This window comes from Rhodococcus sp. IEGM 1409, assembly GCF_030056735.1.
In the GTDB taxonomy this organism is placed as follows: domain Bacteria; phylum Actinomycetota; class Actinomycetes; order Mycobacteriales; family Mycobacteriaceae; genus Rhodococcus_F.
In genome coordinates this window covers 16,749-34,045 of the sequence record NZ_JASHKN010000004.1, presented here as the reverse complement: position 1 = coordinate 34,045, position 17,297 = coordinate 16,749, and the positions used below count along the sequence as shown (strand labels likewise).

Genomic DNA, 17,297 nt, shown 5'->3' with positions numbered 1-17,297 from the left:
CTCCGGGTTTCCGGAGAGCGGCTCTTTTGCGCACACCGCGTCAGACCAAGAGTGTGTCCGCGAGGCGCGCGATATCGCCCTCGCTCAACTGCAGGCCCTCCCGGACGTAGTTGTCGAAGTTGCCGTACACCCGATCCACCGTGGCGAAAGACGTGTCCAGCCAAGACTGTTCGACGCCGTCGATGAACGCACTCCCCGTACGAGGTCCGCTGAGATACTGGTTGCTGAGCATGTAGTCGGCGTTCACGTCCGCGCGGCTCACGCCGAGGAGTGTCAGGAGTACCGCGGTCATCCAGCCGGTCCGGTCCTTGCCCGCCGAGCAGTGGTAGAGGACTGCACCGTCGATGTTCGCGACGTTCGCGAGCGCGTCGTGGAATGCGCGGCTCGCCCCCGGATCGGTCACCATCAACGCGTACATAGTGGGCATGTCCACCAGAGCCGGGAGGTTGGCCGGATTGGTTCCGATGACGTCGAACCAGTTGCTTCGTGCCCCGTTCGGAATGCGGTCCTGCGCGAGCGTGCGTTCGACGACGGTGCGGAAGTCGTCCACCGATTTCACTCCGCGTTCGCTCAACGACGACAGATCCGACGGTGTCAGCTTGTCGAGGGCGTTCGAGCGAAACACCTTCCCCCACCGAACCGTGTGCCCGTCCTCGGTGAGGTAGCCGCCGATGTCACGCGCGTTCGACGCTCCCTCTAGGTGCAGCGATCGGTCCGCGGTAGCCTGCGCTGCTGCGGGTCCGGCCTGTTCGAGTGCGGGAATTCCACCGGCGAGCGCCGGGACCGGAGCACACGCGAGGATCGCCGCGCACAGGAGTGTCGCGGCCGGGCGGGCAATTCTGTTCGACATCCGGACAGAATAGGACCGCAATCAGGACTTCGTACGAACCTTGATGTACAACGAGGCAACCGGTTCGATAACTCTTGCCGCCACCGGACCGATCACCGCCATCAGGAGTACGTAAGCCGTTGCCAATGCCGCCAATTCGGCGTCGACCGCACCGGCGGACACTGCGAGCCCGGCGATGATGATGGAGAACTCTCCGCGGGCGATCAGAGCAGCACCGGCGCGCGCTTGGCCCATTCGCGCGACACCCTGACGTCTGGCTGCCCATGCGCCGGTGATCAGCTTCGTGATCGCGGTGACGACGGCCAGGATCGCGGCCCACCCGAGGACCGGTGGAATGGAACTGGGATCGGTGTTGAGACCGAAGACCACGAAGAACATCGCGGCAAACAGATCTCGAAGTGGCTCGAGTACGCGGCTGGCGTTGTGCGCGGTCGAACCCGAGATCGCGATTCCGAGGAGGAAGGCACCCACAGCGGCAGACACCTGCATCGCCGAGCTGATGCCGGCAACCAACAGCGCGGCACCGAGCAGCTTGAGCAGCAGCGTCTCACTGTCCGGGCTGTCGAGGAGCGCAGAAACGTACCGTCCGTACCGCAGGGCCACAACCAGAACCACGGTGATGACCAACAACGAGATGCCGACCGCTTCGAGCCCACCCAGGAAGCTGACGCCGGCGAGCATTGCGGTCAGAATCGGCAAGTACAGCGCCATCGCCAGATCTTCGAAAACCAGAATCGACAGGACGACTGGCGTTTCGCGGTTACCGAGGCGCCCCAGGTCGCTGAGCACCTTGGCGATGATGCCCGACGACGAGATGTAGGTGACGCCGGCCATGACCGTCGCCCCCACAACACCCCAGCCGAGAATCAAGCCGACGACCGCTCCGGGAGTCGCGTTGAGGACGATGTCGACGATGCCCGCTACTCGTGAGCGTTTGAGACCGGTCACGAGCTCGGCCGCTGTGTATTCGAGCCCCAACAGCAACAAGAGCAGGACGATCCCGATCTCACTGGCCAGATGGGAGAACTCGCCGATGTCTCCGAGCTGGATGAAACCGCCCTGCCCGAAGCACAGGCCGCCGATCAGATAGAACGGGATCGGCGACATCCCGACGCGAGCAGCCAGCCGTCCGAGCAGTCCGAGCGCGAAGAAGACCGCGCCGAGTTCGATCAGTGCAAGGGTGGTTGTGTCCACGCGCCAGTCAGCCGTTGGCCAAGATTTTTGCCGCTGCAGCCAAACCGTCCGGCGTTCCGACTGCTACGAGAAGATCTCCCCCGGTGAAGGTGAAGTCGGGGTTCGGGGACGGGCTCACCTGTCCTGCGCGCATGACGGCGACGATGGAGACTCCGGTACGAGTGCGCATGCCGGTGTCCCCGAGGGTCTGCCCGTCGTAGCGCGAACCGTCCTTGATGTAGAGCTGTTTGGTTCGAATTCCCGGAAGGTCGCGGTGCTCTTCTTCGAGCTGGGCAACGAGCTGTGGGGCACCCAGGAGATTGCTGAGCGCTGCCGCTTCCTCGGTGGTCAGAGGCAGCGAGGCAGCACACGCGTCAGGGTCGTCTGCCTTGGACACGATGAGATCGGTATGACCGTCCCGATGGGTGACGACACCCACGCGACGACCGGAAGACAGAACAAAATCCTTGCGCGTCCCGATCCCCGGCAGTGGGGTGACTTCTACGTTCATATACCAACGGTAGCGCCGATCGGCGACCTGCATCGCGTGAGGGCCGCAATCCGCTGGGCGCCGTTCGCGGTGGGCGTACCGGCGACCTACCGAACCGGCGGAAACACGCCGTTGTCGTCCGGAAAGTACTCGACGACAGCGCTGACGGCAGCGACCGGAATCGGGGCGTACAGATGCGGGAATCGCATCGATTCCGGGTCCGAGGGAACACCGGGTTCGTACTTCACCTGACCGCTGAGCAAGGCCGGATCGATCGTGAGAAGGACTATGTCGTCGCGGCCGGCAAAGATCCGATTCGCCGGAAGATGTACTTGCGCCGGAGTCGACATGTGGACAAATCCCTCGGCCTCGAATCCGTCGGGGATGCGTTCACCGATCTGTTGTGCCCGCGCCCATTCCTCGCGCGTGCACATGTGGAGCAACTCAACGCTCTCGTCGATACGTGGTTCGCGTCCCGGGTTCATCAGCCCAGAATATCGGGCTGACGTCGGCGATTCGAATCAGCTGTCAGCGAACAATCTTCACCGAAGAATGCCTGCCCAGCGCATTTCCAGTGAGACACAACACTAAGAAACGGCTTCGGGAACAACCCGTAAACCCCAAACGTCTGTAAGAGTGGATCTACCGCGCCATTCCGACGCGGCGGACCAGGCCCCAGGCACGCGGCCCGAATGCCGCAAAGCCAGTACGGAGGAGTCATGCCCGGAACACTGACCAGCCCACAGTTGACCGCTGCCGACCGGTGCGACCGGTGCGGTGCCGGAGCACGCGTACGCGCCGTGCTTCCCACCGGCGGCGAGCTTCTCTTCTGCGGACACCACGCAACCGAACACGCGGATCGACTTCGCGAGATGAATGCCGTCGTCTCCGACAGCGAACCCGCAATCTGACCTGTCAGCCGGGGGTGGCCTCTTCACGAGGCGCGCCATGAACGCCAGAACGGGCGATCACAATCACTGTGATCGCCCGTTCTGCCGTTCCGGGGCCGGTTATCAGCTGCTACCAGCTGCGTAGGATCGCGATGCGCTCGGTCAGCTGATCGACGGTCGCGATGGCCGTCGGCGGGCCGCCGCACACCCGGCGCAGTTCCGCGTGAATGATGCCGTGCGGCTTACCGGTGCGGTGAACGTTCATCGCCACCAACCCGTTCAACTCCTTGCGGAGCGCACCGAGTTGATCTGCCGTCGCTGCTCGATCGGATACGACAGCCGCTGTAGGTTGCGGGGCGGCGGCCTTGGCCGAGTTGGCCTCGACCTGCGTCTGCTGACGCTGACGCAGCAGCGCCCGCATCTGATCGGCGTCGAGGAGGCCGGGGAGTCCGAGGTAGTCGGCTTCCTCGTCACTTCCGGCGAATGTCGCGGTACCGAAGGATGATCCGTCGTAGATCACCTGGTCCAGCTCGGCGTCGGCGCCCAGGGACGTGAACGCCTTCTCCTCCTCGCCCAGTTCGTCCTTCTGCTTGTTCGCATCGGCGAGCAGGTCGTCTTCGAGGCCGTCCTTCTCACGATGCGGCTTCCCGAGTACGTGGTCACGCTGAGCCTCGAGCTGTGCGGCAAGGTCGAGGAGCACCGGCACCGAAGGCAGGAAGACGCTGGCAGTCTCGCCCTTGCGACGCGAACGCACGAAGCGCCCGATCGCCTGAGCGAAGTACAGCGGGGTCGACGCGCTGGTCGCGTACACACCGACCGCCAGACGGGGAACGTCGACGCCCTCGGACACCATCCGGACCGCGACCATCCATTTCTGGTCGCTTGCACCGAATTCGGCGATTCGCTTGGACGCGGTGGGGTCGTCGGACAGCACGACGGCCGGCTGTTCGCCGGTGATCGCGGCGAGCGCCTTCGCATACTCGCGGGCCACTGTCTGGTCGGTCGCGATGACAAGTCCGCCGGCATCGGGCATACCGGTACTGCGCAGCTGCGCCAAACGGGTGTCTGCTGCGTGCAGCACGGCAGGAATCCAGTCCCCGGCAGGGTCCAAGGCCGTCCGCCAGGCCCGAGTCGTCTGCTCGGCGCTCAGCGGCTCGCCGAGCCGGGCGGTGAATTCCTCGCCCGCGTTGTTGCGCCACCGCGCCTCGCCCGAGTATGCGAGAAACACGACGGGTCGAACCACACCGTCCTTGAGCGCATCCGAATATCCGTAGGAGTGATCGGCTTTCGAGCGGAGCAGACCTTCCTTGTCCGGCTCGTATTCGACAAAAGGAATGGCACTGTCGTCACTGCGGAACGGAGTTCCGGTCAGCGCGAGCCGCCTGGTCGCATCGCCGAAAGCCTCACGAATGGCGTCGCCCCAGCTTTTGGCGTCACCGCCGTGGTGGATCTCGTCGAGGATGACCAGCGTCTTGCGGCCCTCGGTGCGCACACGGTGCTTCGACGGGTGCGAAGCAACCTGGGCGTAGGTCAGCACGACTCCGTGATAGTCACTCGAGGTCTGGCCGGTCGAGTTGGAGAACCGGGAGTCCAAAGCCAGGCCGGAGCGCTGAGCGGACTCGGCCCACTGATGCTTGAGGTGTTCGGTCGGAGCCACGACGGTGATCTGGTCGACGGTCCGGTCACGGAGCAATTCCGAAGCTACCCGCAGAGCGAAGGTGGTCTTACCTGCTCCTGGCGTTGCGACCGCCAGAAAGTCACGGGGACTACTGGAAAGGTATTTGGTCAGTGCACGGCGCTGCCATGCACGAAGGGAACCGGTAGGGGCGCCAGGCTGCGTTCCCGCGGATTGGGCTCCGGCGGGTTCGGTCGAATTGCCGAATTCGGCTGCCACGGTCTCAGACGTCATAGGCCGCGCCTCCACTGGAATCGCACTGTTGTCTCGCGCTCCTCGAATTTTCATCAATGTCCGGCGACGAGCCTAGCCGCCGCCACCGACGAAAGCCGCACTCGAAGCGCGTACTCATGGCCGTTCTCACTCCGGCCGGCGAGGTTTCACTGCTCTCGCATCCTGCCGACCTGCACGCGAATTGTCTCAGAAATGTGCGACACGTCGGCGCCATGGTTGGGCAACCGGGTGTGTCGTCAGGGATGCTGGAGACATCATGAGTGAAGCGCGAGGCGAGAAGTCGAGCGGAAGTGATCTGCACCACCGCAGATGGCATCCGCTACGCCGCACCGGGCAGTTGATCGGTCGCACGCTGAGCAAGGCCTGGGACGATTCCATCTTCGGAAAGGCGGCTACGGCCGCGTTCTGGCAAACGCTGTCACTCGCTCCCCTGCTGCTCGGCCTTCTCGGAATGATCGGCTACATCGGTGGATGGTTCGGACCCAACACCGTCGAGATCATCGAATCCAAGATCGTCACCTTCAGCGGAACGATCTTCAGCGAAAGCGTCGTCGACCAGATCATCCGTCCGACCGTCACGGACGTCCTGCAGCGCGGACGACCGGAAATCATCTCGGTCGGCTTCCTGCTCTCCCTGTGGGCGGGATCGTCGGCGATCAGTACGTTCGTCGACTCGATCGTGGAAGCACACGGTCAGCAGGATGCACGCAATCCCATCTGGCAGCGCATCTTCGCCCTGCTGCTCTACGTGATGTTCCTGGTGATGGCGGTGTTCATCCTGCCGCTGGTAGCTCTCGGACCGACGCTCGTCGGGCGAGCACTGCCCGCCTCCTGGTACGAAGTCGGATCGAATCTGGTCGACACCTTCTACTACCCCGCTGTCGGCCTGCTGGTGATCATCGGCCTCACGACGCTCTACAAGGTCGCTCTGCCGAAGTCACTGCCGTGGCATCGACTCCTCGCGGGCGCGCTGGTTGCCGGTGTGTTCTTCATGGCCGCCAGCACCGGGTTGCGCTGGTACCTGGGTTTCGTCACCAGTACCGGCTACACGTACGGCGCGTTGGCAACGCCGATCGCATTTCTGCTCTTCACGTTCTTCCTAGGTTTTGCCGTCGTCCTCGGCGCCGAGTTCAACGCGACGGTTCAGGAGTTCTGGCCGGCTCGTGCCACTCGGATGGAGCAGATGCGAGAGTGGCTTGCGGCTCAGAACACCGACGACGAGAGCGGTCCGGTCACCAACCTGACCTGGCACCTCGCCACCAGCCCGATCCGCATCTCGGCGGACAAAGCGGATCCGGCCACGGTTCCCTCGTACGGGCGGCCGCGCAGCAGACAAACCGAGAGCAATCAAGCGGAGTCACGTCAGAACTCCTGCGTCGACCAGGATCCCTGCGTTACCCCGGAGACAGACGCGAAGAGCCCGGCGTCCGACAGCGTCGAGGCTGTCGATCCGCCGAGCTCCGGAAGTACTCCCGCTCGCATGACCCGAGGTCACTCGCCCTTACGGAGTCCTTCGTAAATCTTCTTGCAGTCCGGGCACACCGGTGATCCGGGCTTGGCGGACTTCGTCACGGGAAACACCTCGCCGCACAGCGCGACGACATGGGTGCCCATGACGGCGCTCTCGGCGATCTTGTTCTTCTTCACGTAGTGGAAGAATTTCGGGGTGTCGTCGTCGGTCGTTTCGTCGGTGGAGACGTCGGGACGTTCCTTGGTTTGAGTGCTCACCCCTCCAATAATGCCGTCTCCGTCACAGCGGTGCGACCCACGGGTCGTGTGCAATTGTCGGCCGAGAGTGGAACAGTGGAGTCATGGCACGAAATGGCGCGTTCGGCAGGTCCGACGAGGCCGGGACTCCCGACAATCCCGTACTGATCACCGAAGCGCAGAAGTCCGTCGAAGAGCAGCACAAAGCCCGAGTGCGCAAGTACATGATCATCATGTCCTTCCGGTTCCCGGCGTTGATCCTCGCGGCGATCGCGTACGGCATCTGGGCCAACGCCTGGATCTCGATGCTCATCATCGGTGCATCCATTCCGCTTCCCTGGATCGCCGTCCTGATCGCCAACGACCGACCACCGCGCACCAAGGACGAGCCGAGTCGATACGACGGGCGAAAGAAGACCGCAGGCGAGATCGAATCCGCAACGCACCACACCATCGAAGGCTGACAAGTTCCGCCTGCGAGAATGACCGGGTGAGAAGCGAAACGCTCCTGTCCATCACCCCTGCGCTGCGTGAGGCTCTGCTTCGCACTCGATTCGACACCGGAACCATGCTCGACGCATTGGGGCCCGAGGTTCACGCCGCTCTCGGCCGTAGTGAGCCGGTACCTGTCCGCCGCGCCAGCCTCGGACACGGGGACCTGGGCGTTCTCATCAGACTGTTCCTTCTCGCCGATGACTGCCCCGCGGCCGATGTTGCTGCGGCGCTGGCTCCGTTGACGGTAGCGCAGTGCGTCGACGCCGGTCTGCTCGAAGGTGAGAACTTCGACAGTGAGAACCCGCTGGTGCGGGCCGCGGTCGATCTTCGCCCCATCGACGTCGGCGACGGCGATCGTTGGGTGATCTCGGATCTCGACGGCGGAATCCGCCCGAAGAAGGCCACGGCCGATCACGTGCTCGGTGTCGGCCATGCATCGCTGTCCTTGTTGCAGGCCACGCCCACCGCGAGGGTCGGCAGTGTGCTCGACTTCGGCACGGGATGCGGCATCCAAGCCCTGCACGCGAACACGTATGCCGATTCGGTGACGGCAACAGACATCAATCAACGCGCGGTCGATCTCACGGCCGCGACCATGGCGCTCAACGGACTCGACGTCGAACTGCTTCAAGGGTCCTGGTTCGAACCTGTCGAGGGTCGAACCTTCGACCAGGTGGTTGCCAATCCCCCGTTTGTCGTCGGCGAGGCACGCGTCCATCACACGTACCGCGATTCCGGACTCGATCTCGACGGTGCGAGCGAATTGATGATCTCGCGCTCGATCGACTACCTGAACCCCGGCGGCACGGCAGCACTGTTGGCTTCGTGGGTGCACATCGAAGGGCAGGACTGGCGTTCGCGGATCGCGTCGTGGCTGCCGGCGCACGGCGTCGATGCCTGGGTCGTGCAGCGCGACGTGGCGGATCCGGCTCTGTATGTCGGAACGTGGCTCAAGGACGGCGGGCAGGATCCACGGGACCCGGAAACGGCGTCCAGGGCGAACGCCTGGCTTGACCACCTCGAAGAAGCCGACGTCGAAGGCGTCGGATTCGGGTTCGTCTTCCTCCGGCGTACCGACTTCCCGACCGATCTGATGGCCGAGGACCTCATGCACGGCTTCTCGGACCCGCTCGGGGCCGAGTCGTCGGCGTACTTCGATCGCCTTGCCTGGTTGCGTGAACACGACGTCCTCGAGGAACGATTCGTCCTCGATCCGGACACGGCTCTCGAACGCGTCTATCTCCCCGGTGACGAGGGCTGGCAGCAAGTAGTCACGCGCGTACACCGCGGCAACGGACCGCATTGGCAACACGAGATCGACGAACTCGGTGCTGCACTGCTCGCTGGGCTCCGAGCGGACGGATTGGTGGTCGACGAACTGGTAGAACTTCTCGCCGCTGCGAACGGCGAAGACCCCGACCAACTACGTGAGGCCGTCGTCACACTGCTGGTTTCGCTGGTCCGTCACGGGTTGGTGCTTCCCGTCACAAATTGAGTTCCCGGCGAGTTGCAGATTTTTGTGTTCTCAGCAACTTCTCAGGACGACTGGGAAATAACTGCAGGTCACGGCGATTTGGCGGAAATCGGCACGGGAACTTTCCCGGAACTCTCACACGTTGAACTGTGTGAGAGACCGCCGATAGGGAGGCAAGTCATGACAAGCCCCAGCACCACTACTCGCATTCGTCCGAGCGCCGCAGATCTGGACGCCCAGAGCCCGGCCGCAGACCTGGTCCGCGTCTACCTGAACGGGATCGGTCGTACCGCACTGCTGACAGCAGCAGACGAGGTCGAACTGGCGAAGCGAATCGAAGCGGGGCTGTACGCCAGCCACGTACTTGCCACGGGAAAGCGCCTGACAGTCGTCAAGAAGAGGAATCTCGCAACGATCGTTCGCGAGGGACAGTCGGCGCGTAGCCACCTCCTGGAAGCGAACCTGCGACTCGTCGTGTCGCTGGCCAAGCGCTACACCGGCCGCGGTATGCCGCTCCTCGATCTCATTCAAGAAGGCAACCTCGGACTCATCCGTGCGATGGAGAAGTTCGACTACGCCAAGGGCTTCAAGTTCTCGACGTACGCCACCTGGTGGATCCGTCAGGCGATCACCCGCGGAATGGCTGATCAGAGCCGCACCATCCGGCTCCCAGTCCACCTCGTGGAGCAGGTCAACAAGCTCGCCCGCATCAAGCGCGAACTGCACCAGCAGCTCGGGCGCGAAGCGACCGACGACGAGTTGGCCGAAGAGTCGGGCATCCCGGCGCACAAGATCGCCGACCTGCTCGACCACAGCCGCGACCCGGTAAGCCTGGACATGCCTGTCGGCAACGACGAAGAAGCGCCCTTGGGCGATTTCATCGAAGATTCCGAGGCGACCTCGGCTGAGAACGCCGTCATCGCCGGTCTGCTCCACAGCGATGTGCGCAGCGTGCTCGGGACGCTCGACGAGCGCGAACAGCAGGTCATCCGACTCCGCTACGGTCTCGACGACGGCCAGCCCCGCACCCTCGATCAGATCGGCAAGCTCTTCGGTCTCTCGCGCGAGCGGGTTCGTCAGATCGAGCGTGAGGTCATGGGCAAGCTCCGTGTCGGTGATCGCGCCGAGAAACTGCGGTCATACGCCAGCTGATCAACGCTGCCGTGTGATCAAACACAGCACGTGCGTCGGCGCGCCACACCACTCGCGTTGACGCACCGCACAAAGCACCGGCCACCGCTGTTTCCCTCCCCCTCGGGAAATGTGCGGTGGCCGGTGTTGTTCGCTGCGCCTATCGCAACCGCTGTATCTATCGCAACCGCCTGGGCCCCAGGTCGATTGCGCTCGGTTCAGGTCCGATTCGGACGCGTGAATCGGTGATCTCCGCTCCCGTGGCCGAAGCGAGTACCGGCTCGCAGGCCAGTTCGCGGACTTCCGGAAGGTCGTCGGCCAGCGCCGAGATGCGCTGAACCAGATCCACCAACGCACCCTTGTTGACCGGAACGGCGTTGCGATATCCGGACAGAAGCGGTGCCGCCTTGGGTGCGTCGATCAATTCCGTTGCAGCGTCCTCGGTGAGTGGCAGCACGCGATAGGCACGGTCACCGAGGAGATCCGAGATCACACCGGCAAGCCCGAACGAGATCAGCGAACCGAACGACGGGTCGTCCTGGACACCGACTACACATCCGATGCCCTTGGTCGCCATTTTCTGCACGTGCAGCAGCGGTTCACCGGACGCGGCCGCAAGGTCGCGGTATGCGAGACGCACCGATTCCGGTCCACTCAGATCCAGCCTGACGCCGCCCAGATCCGGGCGATGACGCCACATTTCGCCGGTTGCCTTGACCGCGACCGGATAACCGACCGCCTCCGCCGCCTCCACTGCTTCGTCTTCGCTCAGGACCGAACGGAATTCGACGACGGCGACGCCGTAGCACTCGAGTAGAGCTGCCGCTTCCACGTCCGAAAGCCAACGGCCAGGAGAGTTTTCAAGCCAATCGGCCACCATCTTCTGGGCTCGTTCGGAGTCGATACCTACGGGGCGGACAACCTTCGACGCAGGCTTGCTGCGCCACTCCGCGTAACGCCAAGCCCTCGCCAACGCCAACGCGGCACGTTCTGGACCCGGGTAGGACGGCACCGAACCGCGGGTCGGGTTGCCGACTTCGTCGCGGACCGCAAGGACGTCCGGCACACCCTCGGCTGCGAGGAACGTCGTGAGAATCGGCTTGTCCGAGCCTGCCACCGCGTCTTTGAGTGCTTTCGCGAACGGCTCGACCGGTATGGCAACGGGGGGAACGAAGACGGCGATGACGGCATCGACGTCGAACGACGCCAACGCATCGCGTACGGCAGCGGCGAACAGTTCCGGGCTCGCCTGTGCACCAAGATCAACCGGGTCGCTGACCTGCAAACCTTCACTGCGGGCAGCGTCCGCAGCAAGGACACCGAGCGCGGTCGAGTTGCCGATGACGGCAAGCCGTGGACCGGCCGGCAACGGCTGATACCCGAAGAGCAGTGCACAGTCGAACAATTGAGAGATAGAGCCGACCTGGATGACGCCCGCCTGTTCGAAGAGGGCGCGGACGATCGAATCGTCGATCTCGACTCCGGTGGCGGCAAGCACCGGTGGAACCGCGTGCCTACCACTCTTGACCGCGACGATCGGCTTCTTCCGCGCAACTCGACGAGCGATGCGGGAGAACTTTCGGGGGTTGCCGAAGCTCTCCAGGTAGAGAAGAACTACTTCGGTGGACTGGTCGGAATCCCAGTACTGCAGAAGGTCGTTGCCCGAGACATCCGCACGGTTACCGGCAGAAACGAAAGCGGACAATCCGATTCGGCTGCGCGCGGCCTCGTCGAGAATGGCGATACCGAGCGCGCCGGACTGACAGAAGAAGCCCACGTTGCCTGCCACCGGTAAGACCGGCGCCAGAGTCGCATTCAACGAAATCGCCGGGTCGTTGTTCGCCACTCCCAGAGCATTCGGACCGATGAGGCGCATTCCGTGTGCACGGGCCGCGTGGACCAGTTTGCGTTCGGACGAGCGCCCGTCCGGACCACTCTCACTGAAACCGGACGAGACGACCACCAGCGCTTTGACGCCCTTGTCGAGGCAGTCGTCGAGTACCGAATTGATCGATTCCGCAGGAACCGCCACGACAGCCAGGTCGACGTCGTCGGGGATGTCACGAACAGTCGGGTACGCCCGCACCCCGTGCACCGAACGATGCTCGGCATTGACGGGGTAGACCGGTCCGGTGAATCCGCCGCGCAGCAGGTTGGTCAACACCGCGTTTCCTACCTTGGCAGGGTCCGCCGATGCGCCGATCACGGCCACCGATCGTGGGCTGAGCACGTTACCCATGCTGCGCGCTTCAGCTGCCCGCTCCCGCGAATTGCGCACCGAAACAAGCGCTTCCGTCGGGTCGATCGCAAATTCGAGTCGCAGCACGCCACCGTCGAACGAGCGACTCACCTGGTACCCCGCCTCACGGAACACCGTCACCATGTTGCGGTTCTCGGAGAGGACTTCGGCGACGAACATCGTCAGACCGTTCTCGGCCGCTGCTGCTGCCAGGTATTCGAGCAGGATCGGTCCTAGGCCGCGCCCCTGGTGTGCGTCGGCGACGACAAAGGCGACCTCGGCCGACTTGCCGTCCCCTACGTCGAGGAGTCGCTCGTATCGGCCCACCGCGATGATCTCGTCGCCGAGCATCATCACGAACGCGACGCGATTGTGGTGGTCGACGGTCGTGAAATTCTTGACGTCGCGCGCCGACATCGTGGGGTACGGGCCGAAGTACCGCAGGTACCGCGTGCGCTCGGAGAGTTTGCCGTGGAATTCGACTAGCTTGTCCGCATCCTCGGGGACGATGGGTCGCAGCGCCACAGCACCCCCGTCGGAGGCGAGGACGTCGACTACCCACGAATGCGGATAGGTGTGGGCGGGATCGGTCGCGGGAGCGTCACCGCTCGTTCCGGCGCCGGCTGCTTCGGTATCGGACTGTTCAGTCACGAGGATCCTCCGGGTCGAGTCCGAGTAGCGGGAACGAAGCGCGGCGTGTCGCGATGATCGCCGAGTCGATGCGGGTGAGCGCACGGTCCACCGAGGCGACACCTGTCTCCGGTGTACCACCCGGACCGTCCCACGGCGCGTAGGCGACATCGCCGCCGTCACCCATGGTCGGCGGGAGGTCGACGCTCGGCGCACGCAGTTTCGTCGATTCCTTCCAGTCTTCGGGGACGGCTGTGTCGACGTCGATCTCGCGATCGAGCGCTGCCGCGATCAGGTGGGTCCAGGCCCTCGGCACGACGCGAACCAGTCCGTATCCCCCGCCGCCGACCGCGAGCCATCGTCCCTCGGAGTAGCGGTCGGCGAGGTCACGCATCGCCAGGAACGCGGCGCGCTGACCGTCGACGGTGAGGGCGAGGTCCGCGAGCGGGTCCTCGCGGTGCGAATCCACTCCGCACTGACTGATGATGATCTGCGGACGGAAGGCTGCAATGGCACCCGGGACGACGGCGTGAAAAGCGCGCAGCCACAACGCGTCGACGGTTCCGGGAAGCACCGGGATGTTCACCGCTGTACCTTCGGCCGCGCCGTCGCCGACCTCGCTCGACCATCCGGTGTTCGGCCACAACGTTGCCGGATGCTGATGCAGCGATACCGTGAGCACCCGCGGGTCCCCGAGGAACGCATGCTGCACACCGTCACCGTGGTGCGCGTCGACGTCGATGTAGGCGATACGGTCGTAACCGTTGTCAAGCAGCCACGAAATCGCCACAGCTGCATCGTTGTAGACGCAGAATCCCGAAGCCCAATCCGCCATCGCATGGTGCATGCCGCCGCCGATGCTGACCGCGCGTCGCGTACGTCCCGAAGCGATTTCCTGCGCTGCTGCCAGCGAGCCGCCGGCGAGGATCGCACTTGCTTCGTGCATGTGCGGGAAGACCGGGTTGTCCTCGGTACCCAGCCCGTGGGGAACATCTTGGCCGCTCACACCGTTGTTCGCAGAGTTACCCGCGTCTTTGACCGCTGCAAGATATGCCGGTGTGTGGATTCGGAGGAGGTCGGCATCGGACGCGGCGCTCGGTTCGAGAAACTCGATGCCCTCGAGAAGTCCGAGGCTTCGAGAGAGCGCCATCGTGAGATCCAGACGGGTGGGATTCATCGGGTGATCGGCGCTCCACCGATAGCTCAGGTACTCCGGACTCCACACCACGACTCGATTCGCTCGAGACGCCGCGGGGTCCCCGTCAGATCTGATCGACGCGGTCATGGGATCACGCTACTTCCTTCTCGTTTCGTGCCGCACACCACACTCGTGGCTGCAACGGAGACCGAGATCGAGTGACTCGAATCTATTTCGGACATGCGCTGGACTCGCCGCGATCGAGGCGGCACCGGAACCACGAACTGAACGGTAGAATGATCAACTGACGAAGGGGTTGAGTGTGAAGGATCTAGTCGACACCACGGAGATGTATCTCCGGACGATCTACGACTTGGAAGAAGAGGGCGTAGTCCCACTCCGGGCGCGGATCGCCGAACGGCTCGAACAGAGCGGACCCACCGTCAGCCAGACGGTTGCGCGCATGGAGCGCGACGGCTTGCTGATGGTCGCCGGCGATCGACATCTGGAACTCACCGACAAGGGTCGCGATCTCGCGATCTCTGTCATGCGTAAGCACCGGTTGGCAGAGCGCCTGCTGGTGGACGTCATCGGTCTCAAATGGGAAGACGTACATGCCGAGGCATGCCGTTGGGAGCACGTGATGAGCGAGGAGGTCGAGCGTCGGCTCGTCGTCGTTCTGAACAACCCCACGACGTCGCCCTACGGCAACCCGATTCCGGGGTTGGACCAGTTGGGACTCGACGGCCCGGTTGCCGCCACCGAGACATTGGTGCGCCTGACCGATATTCCGCACGGCGCACAGACAGCTGTCGTCGTTCGGCGACTCGCCGAGCACGTGCAGTCCGATCCCGAGGTGATCGCGCAGCTGCGTGACGCCGGCGTCGTTCCCGACGCCAGGGTGACGGTCGAAACCCGTCCAGGCTCGGTGACCATCATCGTGCCGGGTCACAGCGGATTCGACCTGTCCGAGGAAATGGCTCACGCCGTTCAAGTCAAGCAGGTCTGAGGAAGTAGATGAAACTCCTGGTCACCGGCGGCGCCGGTTACGTCGGCAGTGTGTGCAGCACTGTGTTGCTCGAGCGTGGACACGAAGTTGTCGTCATCGACGACCTCTCCACCGGAAATGCCGACGCGGTGCCTGCCGGTGCCGAATTCATCGAAGGGGACGTGGGGACCCTGGCCGCCGAGGTCCTCGGTAGCGCGGGTTCCCCGGTTTTCGACGGCGTACTTCACTTCGCGGCGCAGTCGCTGGTGGGCGAATCGGTGCTGCACCCCGAAAAGTACTGGCGCGGAAACGTCGTCACGACCATCGAGTTGCTCGAGGCGATCCGTATCTCCGGCACTCCGCGGCTCGTGTTCTCCTCCACCGCCGCAACGTACGGCGAGCCGGAGCAGTCCCCGATCGTGGAGACTGCTCCGACCCGCCCCACCAATCCGTACGGTGCGACCAAGCTCGCGATCGATCATGCGATCACCTCCTACTCGATCGCCCACGGCCTCGGCGCGACCAGCCTGCGCTACTTCAACGTCGCCGGTGCGTACAAGTCCGCCGGCGAGAACCGGGTGATCGAAACCCACCTGATTCCGCTCGTCCTGCAGGTCGCCCTCGAACAGCGAGACAAGATCTCGGTCTTCGGAACCGACTGGCCCACTCCGGACGGCACTGCGGTACGCGACTACATCCATGTGCTGGACCTCGCCGAAGCGCATCTCCTGGCTCTCGAATCCTCGGTTCCCGGCGAGCACCGCATCTACAACCTCGGAAGTGGTGCCGGCTTCAGCGTGCGTGAGGTGATCGCTGCATGTGCGCGGGTCACTGGCCTGCCGATCAACGTCGAAGACGCGTCACGACGCCTGGGTGATCCGGCCGTATTGATCGCATCGAGCGACAAGGCGATTGCCGAGTTGGGTTGGATGCCCACGCGTACCGATCTCGACGTCATCGTCGCCGATGCATGGCAGTTCCTCCAGGATCTGGGCGACCGCTCGCACGCAGCTCGCTAGCTTCCACTCGGCAGTGCCGGCGGCAAGCCGGCGATTCCGAGCGATTCCCCGATGGACAATCCGACGGCCGCAAGGTCGCGGATCCCGTCGGGGCGCACGCCGGATTGAAGGGATAAATCCAGCAATCCGGCCAAGGTGTGTTCCGAATCGGCCGAAAGTGCGACCGACAGTGCAACACCTGCCAGAGGTCCGTCTCCGCGAACGTATGCAAAGAACCCGAGAAGTGTTGCCGGCCAAGCTCGTTCGGGAGAAGGCACTTCATGAGTGAGTACGAGCCACAATTGCTCAGCGACTGCCGCAACTGACGTGATCGCCAGACCCAACACCACGTCACGCACGTGAACATCCGTCAAAGCGACGACCAGATCTGCGCATTCCTGCGGGCCGGGGTAACAGCCTGCCTCCACACGGCGGACATGTTCCAACACCAGATCGACCCGGCGCTGGACTGCGGCATCACCGCCTGATCCCCCGCCGTACGCACCAGATTCTCTTCCGCTCGCGATCAGTCGCGCAATCGTCTCGTGATTGCGACTGGCACCGTGTACCCAGTGCACCAGTTCCTCACGCGAACTGCGAATGACCCTCCCGCCCAACACCTGTGCCGCCGCGACCGGCGAGGATGCCGGGTCAGGCAAGGTGCCGCGATGAATCGAACGCATGACGCTCGCCCATGCCTGACCGGATTCTATTGCGGCCGTGCATAATACGTCGGCCAGCTCGACACAGGTTCCGCCGAGCATGTCTTCGAATACCTCGGCCAGCTCGATGGTTTGGTCGACAAGAGTTTCACCGGCCGAACAAACGGTGATCACCACGAGGACGACTGCACGCGCACCCTCCCCGTCACACACGGCGGCGAACTGGCGCAGCGCAGCACTCATCTGCCTCGCAGGCTTCCCCCCGGCGCTGGGAAAGTAGTCGTGTCGCATCACCGGGCCGAGCGTCGACGCGGAGCTGCCCATCAGAGACAGCGCAACAACCGAGTTGGACGGATGAAATCCCAGGAGTGCGGGTATTGCCGCAATCAATTCCCCTGGATCGGAAACGCGTTCGACGCATCCGAGGATGGCGGCCAGGTCGTCGTCGGAGAATTCGAATTCTCCCGGAAGAGGTGATGTTGTCATGCACAGACCGTCGCTGATCGCCCCGACCCAGCCGTCT

Annotated in this window: 16 protein-coding genes; 7 read left to right on the top strand and 9 right to left on the bottom strand. The window is 63.8% G+C overall.

Annotated features, from left to right (window positions below; genetic code table 11):
- Positions 1–40: 40 nt before the first annotated feature.
- From QM716_RS12885 to QM716_RS12870, 4 genes are all read right to left on the bottom strand, one after another.
- A complete protein-coding gene (locus tag QM716_RS12885) occupies positions 41–850 on the bottom strand; it encodes a tyrosine-protein phosphatase (RefSeq protein ID WP_283304504.1) in 810 nt (269 codons plus the stop codon).
- Between the two features lie 21 nt (positions 851–871).
- Positions 872–2,044 (bottom strand): cation:proton antiporter, encoded by a 1,173-nt coding sequence (locus QM716_RS12880; protein WP_283304503.1) that lies wholly within the window; start codon positions 2,042–2,044, stop codon positions 872–874.
- A 7-nt stretch (positions 2,045–2,051) separates the two neighbouring features.
- Positions 2,052–2,534: a cation:proton antiporter regulatory subunit gene (locus QM716_RS12875; protein WP_021344116.1), complete on the bottom strand. Its 483-nt coding sequence runs from the start codon at positions 2,532–2,534 to the stop codon at positions 2,052–2,054.
- A gap of 86 nt (positions 2,535–2,620) precedes the next feature.
- A complete protein-coding gene (locus tag QM716_RS12870) occupies positions 2,621–2,998 on the bottom strand; it encodes a DUF952 domain-containing protein (RefSeq protein ID WP_283304502.1) in 378 nt (125 codons plus the stop codon).
- A 234-nt stretch (positions 2,999–3,232) separates the two neighbouring features.
- On the opposite strand from QM716_RS12870, the gene QM716_RS12865 reads away from it, so the two are divergent.
- Positions 3,233–3,424, top strand: a complete 192-nt coding sequence (locus QM716_RS12865) for a DUF7455 domain-containing protein (RefSeq protein ID WP_230817185.1) — start codon at positions 3,233–3,235, stop codon at positions 3,422–3,424.
- A gap of 109 nt (positions 3,425–3,533) precedes the next feature.
- On the opposite strand, the gene QM716_RS12860 is transcribed toward QM716_RS12865, so the two are convergent.
- On the bottom strand, positions 3,534–5,312 hold the full coding sequence (locus QM716_RS12860) for a DEAD/DEAH box helicase (RefSeq protein ID WP_230817184.1): 1,779 nt from the start codon (positions 5,310–5,312) through the stop codon (positions 3,534–3,536).
- A 256-nt stretch (positions 5,313–5,568) separates the two neighbouring features.
- On the opposite strand from QM716_RS12860, the gene QM716_RS12855 reads away from it, so the two are divergent.
- Positions 5,569–6,831: a YihY/virulence factor BrkB family protein gene (locus QM716_RS12855; RefSeq protein ID WP_283304501.1), complete on the top strand. Its 1,263-nt coding sequence runs from the start codon at positions 5,569–5,571 to the stop codon at positions 6,829–6,831.
- Here the strand turns inward: QM716_RS12855 and QM716_RS12850 are convergent.
- Entirely contained in the window at positions 6,804–7,040 is a 237-nt protein-coding gene (locus QM716_RS12850; protein WP_138868197.1) for a DUF3039 domain-containing protein, read from the bottom strand. The two genes, QM716_RS12855 and QM716_RS12850, sit on opposite strands and share 28 nt — an antisense overlap.
- 83 nt (positions 7,041–7,123) lie before the next feature.
- Between QM716_RS12850 and QM716_RS12845 the strand changes: the two genes are divergently transcribed.
- The 3 genes from QM716_RS12845 to QM716_RS12835 all read left to right on the top strand — a co-directional run bounded on the left by QM716_RS12845 (position 7,124) and on the right by QM716_RS12835 (position 10,140).
- Positions 7,124–7,483, top strand: coding sequence for a DUF3099 domain-containing protein (locus QM716_RS12845; RefSeq protein WP_019748237.1), 360 nt, complete (start codon positions 7,124–7,126; stop codon positions 7,481–7,483).
- 26 nt (positions 7,484–7,509) lie between these two features.
- Positions 7,510–9,009: a DUF7782 domain-containing protein gene (locus QM716_RS12840; protein WP_283304500.1), complete on the top strand. Its 1,500-nt coding sequence runs from the start codon at positions 7,510–7,512 to the stop codon at positions 9,007–9,009.
- A gap of 159 nt (positions 9,010–9,168) precedes the next feature.
- Positions 9,169–10,140 carry a sigma-70 family RNA polymerase sigma factor gene (locus QM716_RS12835; protein ID WP_283304499.1) on the top strand — a complete coding sequence of 324 codons (972 nt, stop codon included), beginning with the start codon at positions 9,169–9,171 and terminating at the stop codon, positions 10,138–10,140.
- A gap of 157 nt (positions 10,141–10,297) precedes the next feature.
- Here QM716_RS12835 and QM716_RS12830 read toward each other — a convergent pair whose 3' ends face one another.
- Complete coding sequence (locus QM716_RS12830; RefSeq protein WP_283304498.1) at positions 10,298–13,009, bottom strand: bifunctional acetate--CoA ligase family protein/GNAT family N-acetyltransferase; 2,712 nt, start codon at positions 13,007–13,009, stop codon at positions 10,298–10,300.
- Entirely contained in the window at positions 13,002–14,273 is a 1,272-nt protein-coding gene (locus QM716_RS12825; protein ID WP_283304497.1) for an acetoin utilization protein AcuC, read from the bottom strand. Before QM716_RS12825 ends, QM716_RS12830 begins: the two co-directional genes overlap by 8 nt.
- 175 nt (positions 14,274–14,448) lie before the next feature.
- Between QM716_RS12825 and QM716_RS12820 the strand changes: the two genes are divergently transcribed.
- Both QM716_RS12820 and galE read left to right on the top strand, forming a co-directional pair.
- Complete coding sequence (locus QM716_RS12820) at positions 14,449–15,135, top strand: iron-dependent transcriptional repressor DtxR (protein WP_283304496.1); 687 nt, start codon at positions 14,449–14,451, stop codon at positions 15,133–15,135.
- An 8-nt stretch (positions 15,136–15,143) separates the two neighbouring features.
- A complete protein-coding gene (gene galE / locus QM716_RS12815) occupies positions 15,144–16,133 on the top strand; it encodes a UDP-glucose 4-epimerase GalE (protein WP_283304495.1) in 990 nt (329 codons plus the stop codon).
- Here the strand turns inward: galE and QM716_RS12810 are convergent.
- Positions 16,130–17,260, bottom strand: a complete 1,131-nt coding sequence (locus QM716_RS12810; protein ID WP_283304494.1) for a DUF4192 domain-containing protein — start codon at positions 17,258–17,260, stop codon at positions 16,130–16,132. The two genes, galE and QM716_RS12810, sit on opposite strands and share 4 nt — an antisense overlap.
- Positions 17,261–17,297 lie beyond the last annotated feature (37 nt).